8 protein-coding genes are annotated in these 14,045 nt (G+C 38.3%); all 8 read left to right on the top strand.

Annotated elements, in window-relative coordinates:
- The first annotated feature begins 91 nt into the window (after positions 1-91).
- Positions 92-2,521, top strand: a complete 2,430-nt coding sequence (locus tag FPG59_RS00045; RefSeq protein WP_086452583.1) for a bifunctional aminotransferase class I/II-fold pyridoxal phosphate-dependent enzyme/GNAT family N-acetyltransferase — start codon at positions 92-94, stop codon at positions 2,519-2,521.
- 31 nt (positions 2,522-2,552) lie between these two features.
- Complete coding sequence (locus FPG59_RS00050; protein WP_086452584.1) at positions 2,553-3,386, top strand: RteC domain-containing protein; 834 nt, start codon at positions 2,553-2,555, stop codon at positions 3,384-3,386.
- Positions 3,387-3,869: 483 nt separating this feature from the next.
- Positions 3,870-4,178, top strand: coding sequence for a helix-turn-helix domain-containing protein (locus FPG59_RS00055; protein WP_086452585.1), 309 nt, complete (start codon positions 3,870-3,872; stop codon positions 4,176-4,178).
- Positions 4,179-4,261: 83 nt separating this feature from the next.
- A complete protein-coding gene (locus tag FPG59_RS00060) occupies positions 4,262-5,716 on the top strand; it encodes a DUF3945 domain-containing protein (protein WP_086452586.1) in 1,455 nt (484 codons plus the stop codon).
- Between the two features lie 21 nt (positions 5,717-5,737).
- Complete coding sequence (locus FPG59_RS00065) at positions 5,738-7,828, top strand: type IA DNA topoisomerase (RefSeq protein WP_086452587.1); 2,091 nt, start codon at positions 5,738-5,740, stop codon at positions 7,826-7,828.
- Positions 7,770-8,048, top strand: a complete 279-nt coding sequence (locus FPG59_RS00070) for an ORF6N domain-containing protein (RefSeq protein WP_086452588.1) — start codon at positions 7,770-7,772, stop codon at positions 8,046-8,048. The genes FPG59_RS00065 and FPG59_RS00070 overlap by 59 nt, the downstream gene beginning before the upstream one ends.
- A gap of 161 nt (positions 8,049-8,209) precedes the next feature.
- On the top strand, positions 8,210-8,647 hold the full coding sequence (locus FPG59_RS00080) for a DUF1896 domain-containing protein (RefSeq protein WP_086452589.1): 438 nt from the start codon (positions 8,210-8,212) through the stop codon (positions 8,645-8,647).
- Positions 8,634-14,027: an N-6 DNA methylase gene (locus tag FPG59_RS00085; RefSeq protein WP_086452590.1), complete on the top strand. Its 5,394-nt coding sequence runs from the start codon at positions 8,634-8,636 to the stop codon at positions 14,025-14,027. The genes FPG59_RS00080 and FPG59_RS00085 overlap by 14 nt, the downstream gene beginning before the upstream one ends.
- Positions 14,028-14,045 lie beyond the last annotated feature (18 nt).

Below are 14,045 nucleotides of genomic sequence, written 5' to 3' on the forward strand. Positions count from 1 at the left end.
GGGAGTATTGAGGTATTGGATGAAATAACTTTCAATTTTTATGATGAATTTTAGATATCTAAATTTTTAAAACAACTTAAACAATTTAAAAATGGCAAAAATTAAGCACAATAATTTCATAGACACAGTTGATGAGGTTTTATCAGGAGCAAAAAAAGAAGGATTACTACATCTATATGCAGAAGACAAAAAATTGACAGGTAGGACAATCCAAGTTAAGGGAAAGGAAATGTTTCATTTTGGTACAACAGGTTACTTGGGACTCGAACAAGACATTCGGTTGAAAGAGGCTGCAATAGCAGCCATAAACAATTATGGTACACAATTCCCACTTTCAAAGTCATATATTTCGCATCCGCTTTACAGTGAACTAGAGCAAAAAATTGAATTAATGTATGGTATACCACCCATTATAACAAAGAACAGTACATTAGGACATTTAGCTGTTATCCCGACATTGATAAGAGATGAAGATGCCGTAATAATGGATCATCAAGTACATTGGAGTGTACAAAATGCGTGTCAGCTTTTAAAGCTACGGGGAATTCCAGTGGAGATGATCAGACATAGTAATTTGGAAATGTTAGAAGATAAAATCAAACAATTAACTACCAAATGCAATAAAATCTGGTATATGGCTGATGGTGTATATTCCATGTTTGGTGATTATGCACCTATCCCAGAATTATTGGCTTTGACTCAAAAATATTCTCAGCTTAATCTCTATTTTGACGATGTTCATGGTATGAGTTGGCGAGGTAAAAATGGAACTGGTTTTATTTTTGATATGATAGAAGAACTTCCAGAAAATTGTATTGTGGTGAGTACATTAAGCAAAACCTTTGGAGCCAGTGGTGCGACGGTATTTTGCAGGAATCAGAAACTAAGAGATAAAATCAAAAATTTCGGCGGTCCATTAACTTTTTCCGCTCAGTTAGAACCTGCATCTGTAGCAGCAGCAATCGCTTCGGCAGACATTCATTTATCTCCTGAAATAGAATTGAAACAAAAAGTGCTAGCGGATAAAATCGATTATTTTAACCAGTTATTATCAAACGGAAACCTCCCCATAATTTCAAAAAATGATTCGCCAGTGTTCTTTTTGGGTATGGGTACGCCTGCAACAGCTTATAAGTTTGTGCATCGCCTATTTGAAGAAGGATTTTTTCTGAACTTGGGAATTTATCCAGCAGTTCCAATAAAGAATACAGGAATCAGAATAACATTATCGAGCCACAATAAGCTAGAAGATATTACAGCCTTAGCTGATGCAATGGAATACCATTTTCCCAAAGCTTTGGAAGAAACAAATAGTAGTGAAATCAAAATCAGACGGGCTTTTGGAATGGACAATAAAAAAGCAGAAAATATTTCACAATCAAAAGAGCAGGAGCTTTTTATCGAAGAAAAAAATACCATTCAAGATATTGAAAAATCAGCATGGAATCAATACATGGGAAAACAAAATATTTTCGATTGGGATGGTATTGTTTATTTAGAAAAAACATTTAGTCAGCATCCAGACCCGACTAACCAATGGGATTTTTACTATTATATCATTAAAGACAACAAAGGTATCATAGTATTAATGACCTTTGTTACCTACGGTCTTTGGAAAGACGACATGCTGGCTACTGAGTCGGTTTCTATCCATTTGGAAGAAATAAGAAAGACTAATCCTTTATACCTCACCTCAAGAGTATTGGGTATGGGCTCTCTATTTACCGAAGGAGAACACTGCTTTATCAATCAGGAACATCCTTTGGCAGAAAAAGCATTGAAACTATTATTGGATAAGCTAGAAGAAAAATTCAATGACTTAAATGCAGACATGTTAGTTTTAAGAGATTTCGAAAAAGACAACAGCTACAACAAAATAATAGTAGATCAAGGTTATTTCAAAATAGACATGCCGGAATCCTGTGTAATTGAAAATCAAGTTTGGCATTCACACGAAGAGTTTACAAAAACATTATCGTTGCGTTCCCGTAAACATTTCAATAAAGAGATAGAACCTTATGAGAAGTACTATGATGTTGTAATAAAAGATAAATTGAGCAAATCAGAAATAGGAAGAGCATATCAACTCTACAACAATGTAAAAGACAATAATTACGCTATCAATACATTCCGATATACCCAAAAAATTTTCGAAAACATGAATGAAAGTCCCAACTGGGAATTTATAGTATTAGCCCTGAAAGTAGAGCCTGAAAATCCATTTGTAGGAGTTATGTTTTGCTACAAAAATGACAATCATACCTATGTACCGGAATTAATAGGTATGGATTATAAATGGGCGAAAGAATACCAACTGTACAGGCAATTGTTATTTCAAACCATAAAAAGAGCTAATGAGTTGCAACTTCAAAAGATAGATTTTGGAGTGTCAGCCTCATTTGAAAAAAGAAAATTAGGAGCTAGGATAATTCCAAAAGTAGCCTATGTTCAGGCAAGAGACAATTACGCAATGGAACTTATGAATACTTTGCAAAATGATTACAAATCAATTGCAAAATGACGAAAGATATTGACAACTAATATTTAAAAAGATGTTTGAAAAAGCGATTGAATCATTTAATGCTGTCTGCAATGAAATTTTAGAGGCAAACGATACAATGCAAAATAAGGCTTGCAATGGAATTGTATTGTGTAATAAAACATTAACGAACTTAAAAGAGATAGTTGATAAAAATGATTTCAACACCGTTCCGGAGGAGATCGATTTTTTCAAAAATATCAAACCCGTTCCTATGAGTTTATTGATCTATTTTACAGAAGTGCGTTCCTGCGAGCTAAGAATGCCAAAAGCGGGAAACACTTATAAAGTCGAATTCCTCCAAAAAGAATTGCGGAAAATTAATAAGTTCTTTTACAGAAATGCCGATTTTGTGCATTATATGGAACAAGGATACAGTTATCTGGATCATCAATTCTTTACCAGAAACCATCGGGATAATTTTCCTTTTACACCTATGACTGATTATTACCAATTTCCGGAATTTTCAACATCGCAAGACATGCTTTGGGCAAAAGTAAAAGCGATGTATCGATTTATTCATTACATCCGACAAGCACTAAAAAGACTAAAAGTGGATGATTCTGATATTTTTGAAGATAAAAAGCACAAAGTATTGGTATGGACAGGGCCAAAAACAGCTTTGACAGAATTGATCTACGCCTTGTTTTCCAATGGAACAATCAATCATGGTGCGGCAGACATTAATACGATAACAGCATCTTTTGAAGATTTTTTCAACATCAAACTAGATAACATCTATAAAACCTACAGCGAAATCAAAGCCCGTAAAAGCAGTAAGACAAAATTTCTGGAAGAACTAACGCTAAACCTACAGCAAAAAATGTACAGAGAAGACCAAGAATAAAGCCTTAACCACCATGCCCACAAGCAGTAAATCCTGATTTAAAAGGATATACTGCTTTTTTTTATGTTTGAATCAATCAAAGAACAATTTCCAATAAAATTAAGGCTTTTGCTTTTTTCGTACTACGAAAGCCATTGGGATAAAATCCAATAAAAGCTGCTGTATTGTATAAAAACAGGCTAAACAAGTCCTCTTCTAAAACAGAATTCATGGTTGCACTCATTTTTCATGAGAAGATCACTCAAATAATTGGAGTCTAAAAAGAGAATATTTTAAATCGAATAAGAAATCATCATTTTATAGAGAATTATTTTCCAGTAAAACCAAGGCTTTAAGAATTTTAAATGTTAAAGTTTTTCAGTATTACGAAAGCCATTGGGATAAAATCTAACAAAAGCAACTGAATTTTGTAAAAGCATTTTAAACAGTACCTCTATCTGGAAGAATTGCTACATACTGCGTATTGAACCTAAATTTTTGATTATGAATATCGACAGAATAGAATTTATGGCTTGGATGGAGCGAATAATGGAGCGATTTGACATCCTTATGGAATTGGCAAGTGGGACTAAAAATCAACATGCGATTATTGATGGAGAAGAGCTGTTGGACAATCAGGATATTTTACAAATACTGAAGATAAGCCCACGATCCTTGCAGCGTTACCGCTCTTCCGGTAAGTTACCCTATTATACTATTAGTGGAAAAATTTATTATAAGCTCTCAGATGTGCACCAGTTCATCAGAGAAAGCTTTACCTCTCCCTTGTCCAAAGCAAAAGTCAACGGCTGACAAATGATGTCAATTAAAGCCAACCAAAGAGAAACAGTGGCAGCTTCTTTACTTTCGGCATAGAAATAGAAAATATTCAGATTATGAGCGAACAAACTTTAGATACACCAAAATCTCCCGAACAATTATCTGAGATATTATTGGTACTGGATAAAGAGAAAAAGAAAATTCAGGCTGTAAAGGGCATTGATAAAAATGGCAAGCTGGAAACCGTTGAACCTATAAAGAAAAACCAGAACCAGTTTATGCGGGTGGATAAGAATGGCGATTTATTTTCTAACTTTTTTTCTAATTTTTTCAGCCAATTAAAGGATCCTACTCGTTTTTCCTTTTTCAAAGTTACTGAACCTGTCGCTATTGATATGGCAAATGAAATGCAAAAACAGATGGATAGACCAACTCCCGAAGTAGAACAGCTGATGAAGCAACACGAAGTGAAAGCAGAACCTGATAAAAATAATAATAAACAAGAAAATAGAAATAGTATGGAAACAACACAGACAACATCGGAAACAGGTGGATACCGTTACAAACCAGAACAGATTGACTGGGAAACAATGAACAATCTAGGATTGAATAAAGAAAAACTTGAAAAGATGAACCTCCTTGATCCTTTATTGAGAGGTTTTAAAACCAATGAGCTTGTACCAGTAAGCCTTAATCTCGGCACTGCCGTTACTCGGATGGATGCACGACTGTCTTTACAACAAAATGATGAAGGAGCGGTTGTGGTTGCTATTCATGGTATCCGCAAAGAACCTAATCTGAATTTTGCTTTTTTCGGTCATGAGTTCAGTAAGGAAGATAAAGAGAACCTGCTCCAAACAGGCAATATGGGGCGTGTGGTCAATCTGATCAATCCTAAAACTAATGAGACCATTCTCTCTATTGTCAGCGTGGATAGGCTGACTAATGAGCTTATTGCTCTGCGAACAGACAAAATCAAAATCCCTGATGAGATCAAAGGCGTGAAACTGGATGATGTACAAAAGCAAACCCTTATGGAGGGTAAGCCGCTTCATATAGAGGGTATGACTTCCAAAAAAGGAACTTCGTTTGATGCAGATGTACAATTCAATGCTGATAAACGTTTTGTAGAGTTTCTGTTTGACAGGAATAACTCCAATAAGCAATCGCAAAACAATGAGCAAAGCCAGTCGAAGGAAACTCCGAAAATTTTTAGAGGTAAAGAACTAGATGATGAGCAGTATCAAAAGTTCAAAGACGGTCAGACTGTCTATGTTAGTGGATTGGTGGATAAGAAAGGTAAAGAATACAATGGTTACATCACTTTCAACAAGGGGACAAACAAAACAGATTTTTCTTTTCAAAACCCGAACAAAATCAAAGAAGAGGCAAAACCTACCGAAGCTCATAAAACACAGACGGCAGTCAATTCTGAAGGGAAAACTAATGAAGCGACCAAGAATATCAAAGAGCCTTTAAAATCAGGACAAAAAAATCCCGACAGCAAGGAACAGCTGGAGGAACAAGAAGCAGCCAAAGCACCGGCCAAATCTAAAGGCATAAAAAGGTAATTACTAAAAATGTATTGAATTATGAAAGTAGTGATTGCAGAAAAACCAAGCGTAGCCCGTGAAATAGCAGCCCTGTTAGGAGCCACCGAAAAGAAAGATGGCTACCTAATGGGCAATGGCTATTATGTTACGTGGGCTTTTGGACATTTGGTAGGATTGGGTATGCCGGAAGATTACGGAATTTCAGGATTTCAGAAATCATACCTGCCGATACTTCCAAATCCTTTTTTATTGACCGTCCGAAAAGTCAAAAAAGACAAAATCTATGTAGCAGATACAGGAGCGTTAAAGCAGTTAAAGGTAATTGAACATGTTATCAACCTTAGTGAAGAGATTATTGTCGCAACCGATTCTGGGCGTGAGGGTGAACTGATATTCCGCTATATCTATGAATACCTCAAAAGCTACAAACCCTTTGAACGTCTTTGGATTAGTTCGCTGACCGAAAAGGCAATCAAGCAGGGCTTTGACAACCTAAAACCTGGTAGCGATTTTGACGGATTATATCAGGCAGCGCAGGGCAGGAGCCGAGCTGATTGGCTTTTGGGCATAAATGCTTCTCAGGCATTAAGCATTGCCGCAGGCAACGGGATTTATTCGCTTGGAAGAGTACAGACACCTACACTTGCTTTAATATGCAGGCGTTATCTGGAAAATAGAAATTTTTCGGTGCAGCAATACTGGCAAATACAGTTGTCTCATACAAAAGAGTTCATAGACTTTAAAAGCCTTTCCAAAACCAAATGGCAAGATAAGAAGCTGGTGGAAAATATATTAAAGTCCATCGTAAGAAATGGCAATGCAGTTACGGTTACCACTGTAGAAACCAAAAATGTGACGGAACAACCGCCTTTGCTGTTTGATCTGACTGGCTTGCAAAAAGAAGCCAATAAAAAGTTGAATCTGACGGCTGAAGAAACCTTGAACATTGCCCAAAGCCTGTATGAAAAGAAATTTATTACTTACCCGCGTACTGGGAGTAAATATATTCCTGAAGATATGTGGGCAGAGATTCCAAATCTTATCAGGGCTTTACAGGATATGGGAGCCTTCAAGCAAGCAGTAACCAAAGTGAAATGGGGGAATTTCAATAAACGTATTGTAAATGACCTTCGTGTTACAGATCATCACGGTCTGCTGATTACGGACAAAATCCCATCAGCATTACAGGCTAAGGAAAATGCCGTTTACCATATGATTGCCTTTCGACTACTGGAAGCAATTTCACAAGCCTGTAAAAAAGAGATAACCGATATTACTTTACAGGCATTGCATTATGATTTTGCCCTGAAAGGCTTCAAGATATTAGAACTAGGTTGGCGTTCCATCAAAGGCAGTTTTTCCGATAATGATACTGAACCTGTGCAGGAATTACCCGAACTGAAAAAAGGTGATGAACTCAAAATCAAAGATGCTTCGGTTTTGGAAAAGAAAACCAGAGCACCTGTGCTTTATACTGAGGCCGGACTTTTATCAGCTATGGAAACGTCAGGAAAGGAGATTGAAAATGAAGAGGAGCGCAAAGCAATGCAAAACTTAGGTATTGGTACACCAGCCACAAGAGCCGCCATTATTGAAACCCTGTTTAGCCGTAACTATATCCAAAGGGGAAATAAATCCCTGTTACCTACCGATAAAGGATTGCAAGTCTATGAACTGGTCAAAGACAAGAAAATTGCCGATGTAGCAATGACCGCAGAGTGGGAGCTAGCTTTGCAGAAAATTGAAAACAACGAAAGTAATGCGGAAGTTTTTCAAAAAGAAATGGAAATCTATGCCACATCTATTACCAATGAATTGCTGCAAACGGCTATTGTACAAGAAAACCTATCTAGCCTTGTTTGTCCTAAATGTAAAAAGCAGCAACTGATTATTAGAGATAAAATTGTTAAATGTTCTAATGAGGTCTGCAACTGGGTACAGTTCCGAAATGTATGTGGTGTGCATGTAAGCATAACTGATATAGAAAGTCTTGTCAATACTGGCAAAACTTCTCTTATCAGAGGAATGAAAAGTAAAGCTGGAAAGAAATTCGAGGCCTATATTGTATTGAATGAAAAAGGGGAAAGCTCCTTTGAATTTGAAAAATCTAATTTATCAGGTAGAAACTAAAGTCTTTAATCAGGCTGTAAAGCGGAATATAGACCGCTTTCCTGAAAACTTCCGTTTCCAGTTGACCCAAGATGAATTTGATACTATAACCTTGAGGTCACAATTTGTGAACTCAAGTTTGAATTATGCGGGAAGGCGTTATCTGCCTTATGCTTTTACCGAACAAGGTATCGCTATGCTCTTATCTGTGCTCCGCAGCTATACTGCCGTAAAAGGATGACCACGACCGTTTTCTCATAATTATAATACCGAACTCTATCATATTGGAGTATCATTTAAAGATCTGGTTAAAAAATGGTTTGCCTTTTCAAGAATGGATATTGAGATTGGCAGAATGCTTCAAATTTTATCCGTTTAGCAAAATTATAAACAAAATATAGTATGGAAACACATCAAAAAGACCTGTCTTATTTCAGGTTACGACTACAAGAATTATTGACTACAAGCTTTCCCGAAAAAACGTATGATGTTAAATTTATTGACCAGCGTTCAAGTTGGGCTTCCAATGCTTATGAAGGAGCATTTCGGGCAGGAAACCCCGTCAGTCAATGCAATCATATTGCTGATTATGTTTTATTTGAAGGATTGTACTTCTCCAGATTTGATACCGTTTTTCAGGTGGTTTGCAATGAGTTTGATACTACAATGGCAGACGAAGAACTACGACCGTTTGCCTTCAAGATGTTGCCTGTTTGCGACCCTGTTTTTACAAACTACAAATTGGAGGATGACTTTGCCTATTCTTCGGAGTTTGAACTGCTCTATACCGAACTGACTGGAACTATAGCCATTTGGATAGAAGAAAATGGGCTTCAGTAAACGTCAACATCTCCAAAGGAATATTGATGCCTTACGAATTGCTTTTGAACTGGAAAGGGAGAAACGGAAAGCCACGATAGGCGAAAGACTGCTAATGATGCAATACAGCGGATTTGGCGGTCTTAAATTCGTGTTGAACCCTGCCAAAAAACCGATAGACATTAACCATTGGAGGAAAACTGAACACGAACTCTTTTCACTTACACAAGAACTCCATCAACTTCTAAAAGAAAATGCAACTGACGAGAAGCAATACCAAAGGTATGTGGACAGTATGCGGAGTTCTGTACTGACTGCATTTTATACTCCGCCTTTGGTTATTGATGCTATTTCTGCTCCCTTAAAAGAAAACGGTATAAACATCCGAAAATTTCTAGAACCTTCTGCCGGTATCGGCTCTTTTATAAAATCTTTTGCCGATAGAGACTCACCTCAGGTTACCGCTTATGAAAAGGATCTGCTTACAGGAAAAATTTTAAAGCAGCTCTATCCCGACAGTTCTGTCAGAATAAACGGTTTTGAAGAAGTACCAGAAAGAGAACAAAATAGCTATGATGTGGTTGCTAGTAATATCCCTTTCGGTGATACTTCCGTTTTTGATCTTTCCTATTCTAGAAGCAGGGATACTGCAAAAGTACAGGCTGCTCGAAGCATACACAATTACTTTTTCCTGAAGGGAGCCGATATGCTCCGTGAGGGCGGTATACTGGCTTTTATAACTTCACAGGGTGTACTGAATAGCCCTAAAAATGAAACCATTCGTAGGGCATTGATGAAGGATAATAATCTGGTTTCAGCAGTTCGATTGCCAAACAACCTGTTTACTGACTATGCCGGTACGGAAGTCGGTAGCGATTTGATAATCCTGCAAAAAAATTCTACAAAGAAAAGTGTGACCCAAGCGGAAGAACTGTTTTGTCAAAGCAAAATAGCGGAATACAATAAACCAAACAATGCCTTGTTTCAGGATAACGTAAGGATTGTCCATACTACGCGTGTGCTTGGTACTGATCCGTACGGACAACCTGCATTTATCTATACGCACACGAATGGTGTGGAGGGAATTGCCAAAGACCTGAAACAAATGGTAACGGAGGATTTTAGAAAACATCTTGATATTGGCTTGTATAAAGGTGAACGGAACGATTCGTCTGTCGTACAAATTCCGATAAAACCAACGGTTACACCTCCCGTTTCCGGACCTGTATCAATTACATTGGAAACACAGATTTTATCTGCTTCAACAACAAATAAGGACATTGTAAAAGAGGAAAGGCAACTGAGCATTTTTGATCTCTTTGAAAATTCAGAAGAACTGGCTGCTGTTGCCACTCCTGTTAAAGCAATTGCAACAACAAAACAACCAGCCAAAAGAAAAAGAACTGTGAGCGGATATCAGGGAAACCTGTTCAGCGGTTTGATGCAGCAACCTCCTGTTCCTATTTCTCCAGTAAATAATACTCCAAGTGAAAGAAATGCGCAGGAAGTCATTGGCGATTTGTTTTCAGTAGTGAACAGAAATGGTGTGATCGAAAAGATTACCTCAGAGAACACTATTCCCGAACCTGCAATTTATACCAAGGGAATACAGTCTTTTCATCGTAACGATAGCCTTGCAGTGGATAACGGCTGGGTAGGTTATCTCAAAAATTTTGAAAGTGATAAGAAGCAGGCAATGTTTCATCCTCTGCAATTATCATCCTTGCAGAAAGTAAGGGCTGAAGCCTATATTTCTGTACGGGATAGCTATCTCGATTTATATCAGAAGGAAGCCGAACTGCAAATTGAACATAAAGAAGAGAGAGAAAAATTTGATAAGGCTTACGATGCCTTTGTAAAAAGGTACGGCAACCTAAACAGTGCTGATAATATCAAGCTTATCAAAACAGACAGTTCAGGTAAGGAAATCCCTTATCTGGAACGTGTGGTGGGTGGTGTGGTACATAAGGCAGATATCTTCCACCGTCCGGTAAGCTTCTCCATTATCACATTGACTGCTGATAATCCTGATGAGGCTTTGGCCGCATCGCTGAACAAATACGGCAGGGTTGATTTGGGGTATATGTCCAAAATCAGTGGTATGCCATCCGACAATTTGAAAGAGGCATTACAAGGACGTATTTTTTACAATCCTTTGGAAAAGGAATATGAAATAGCTGAAAGATGGATAGCAGGCAATGTGGTGGAGAAAGCCACAGCTGTAAAAACATATCTCGAAAACAATCCCTATGATAGGCAGGCCAAACAAAGCCTTACCTCTTTAGAAGAAGCTCGTCCAAGACGAATTGAATTTGAAGAGCTGGATTTCAATCTTGGTGAACGCTGGATACCGACAGGGATCTATGCTCGCTTCGCTTCTCATCTTTTCGACACAGAGGTGCGTATTCAATATTCTGAAACTTCCGATGACTTTTCTATAAAATGCGACCAGAAAAATGTACATATATGGGATAAATATGCTGTCAAGTCTGAAAGTCGAACATTTGACGGGATTGCTCTGCTGAAAAATGCATTAGTTAACACCACTCCTGATATTACCAAAAAGGTCATGATTGATGATAAGGAGATCAAGGTACGGGATATGGAAGCCATACAAATGGCAAATACCAAGATTGATGAAATACGTACAGCATTTAGTGAATGGCTTCACGCCCAAAATGATGAGTTTAAAAAAAGACTAACCAACCAATATAATGATACCTTTAACTGTTTTGTACGACCGCTATACGACGGAAGTCATCAGGAATTTCCCGGACTTGACAGAAAAGGCTTAGGTATTAATGACCTGTATTCAAGCCAAAAGGATACTGTGTGGATGATCAAGCTGAACAATGGTGCCATTTGTGACCACGAAGTTGGAGCAGGAAAGACATTGGTGATGTGTACGGCAGCACAGGAAATGAAACGTTTGGGAATGGTACACAAACCTATGATAATAGGATTGAAAGCCAATGTTCATGAGATTGCAGAAACGTACCGTGAAGCCTACCCACACGCTAAAATTATGTATCCTGGTAAAGAAGATTTTACCCCACAGAAAAGGCAACGGATTTTCGGAGATATTAAAAACAACGATTGGGATTGCGTGATATTGACCCATGATCAGTTTGGCATGATACCCCAGTCACCAGAAATGCAAAAGGAAATCCTACAAGTCGAACTCAACAGCGTGGGAGATAATCTTGCCGCTTTAGAAGCACAGGGCAAGGAGATTTCAAGGGGAATGCTCAAAGGTGTAATCATTAGGAAGCAGAACCTTGAAGTTAGGTTGAAAACATTGGAACACGACATCGAAAACCGAAAAGATGATGCAGTGGACTTTAAGATGATGGGTATCGACCATTTATTTGTTGATGAAAGCCACCAGTTCAAAAATCTGATGTTCAATACCCGCCATGACCGGGTTGCAGGTTTGGGCAATATGATGGGAAGTCAAAAGGCTATGAATCTGCTTTTTGCCATCCGCACCATTCAGGATCGCATACAAGTAGATATGGGCGCTACGTTTCTTTCGGGAACAACTATCAGCAATTCTTTAACCGAGCTATATCTATTGTTCAAATATCTGCGTCCAAGAGCATTGGAAAAACAGGGTATCAATTGCTTTGATGCTTGGGCGGCTATCTATGCAAGGAAAACGACTGATTATGAGTTTTCGGTAGCGAATAATATCGTGTCAAAAGAACGCTTTCGTTACTTCATCAAAGTGCCAGAATTGGCACAATTCTATTCGGAAATCACAGATTACAGAACCGCTAAGGATATTGGTATAGATCGTCCGGAAAAGAACGAGGTGCTTTATAATATACCGCCTACACCAGATCAGGAAGTATTCATCCAGAAATTGATGGAGTTTGCAAAATCAGGTAATGCTATCTTATTAGGGAGACCTCCGCTGACAGATAGGGAAGGAAAAGCAAAGATGCTGATTGCTACGGATTATGCCCGTAAGATGTCGCTGGATATGCGAATGGTAAGCGGTAAATATGATGACCACCCCGATAACAAAGCTTCTCATTGTGCAGCCAATATTGCAAAGTATTACCAAAAGTTTCATGCGCAGAAAGGAACACAGTTTGTCTTTTCAGATTTAGGCACTTACAAGCCAGGAGAATGGAATGTATATGGGGAGATCAAGCGAAAGCTTGTAGAGGACTACCGCATACCACCACATGAAGTACGTTTTATACAGGAAGCTAAAAATGATAAGCAGCGTAAGGAACTTATCAATGGTATGAATGAGGGAAAAATCCGTGTGCTGTTCGGTTCTACCGGCATGTTGGGAACTGGTGTAAATGCACAGAAAAGAGCCGTTGTCGTTCATCATTTGGATACCCCGTGGCGACCAAGCGATCTTGCCCAACGTGACGGAAGGGCTGTCCGAAAAGGCAATGAAATCGCCAAATTTTTCGCCGATAACAAGGTTGATGTAATTATCTATGCAGTCGAAAAATCGCTGGACAGCTACAAGTTTAATCTTCTATACAATAAACAGCTTTTTATTGACCAGCTTAAAACCAACAATCTCGGAAAGCGGACCATTGACGAGGGAAGCATGGATGAAAAATCGGGTATGAACTTTTCGGAATATGTAGCTATTCTTTCGGGCAATACCGATCTTTTGGAAAAAGCGAAGCTGGAAAAACAGGTTGCCGGATTGGAAAGTGAGAAGCAGGCATTCAACCGTTCCAAGTTCAGCTCCAAATACAAACTGGAGGATATTTCCGCTACTCTGGAGTCTGCCGAGTCACGATTGGAACGAATGAGCCTTGATAGGGAAAACCTGGAACAACGCTTACAAAAACGACAGGACGGTACGATACTGAATACTGTCCAACTTGATGGATTATCGCCTAATGCAGATATGAAACAGATTGGAACCAAGCTTAACCAGATTGCCGATAAAGCTCGTACTGGTGGTCAATATGAAGAAATAGGCAGCCTATATGGGTTTGCATTGTTGGTTAAAACCGAAATGTCCGAAAAAGAGGGTGTTGATATTAGGGTCAATCGTTTCTTGGTACAGGGTGAAGGCAACATAAAATACACCTACAATAATGGCTTGATTGCTAATGATGAAAAGCTTGCGTCAATGAACTTCCTTAATGCTTTGGAAAAAATACCCGGCTATATCGAACAGGAACAAAAGAAAATTGCTGAATTGCAAAAAGATCTCCCTGTACTTCAGGAAATGGTCAATGGGACGTGGACAAAAGAAAGCAGGCTGAGCGAACTAAAAACCGAACTGGCGGTCATCGATAGGAAGATACAATTATCAATTGCTCCAGAACCGAAAGATGAGGTGACTGAAGGGCAAGAAAGAACAATTAAAATAGATGATGTTCAGGGAAAATCTTCTGTGCGTTTAAAAGCAATGTAAATCTGGAACAAAACAAGA

The sequence above is a fragment of the Flavobacterium sp. FPG59 genome (assembly GCF_002150205.1).
In the GTDB taxonomy this organism is placed as follows: domain Bacteria; phylum Bacteroidota; class Bacteroidia; order Flavobacteriales; family Flavobacteriaceae; genus Flavobacterium.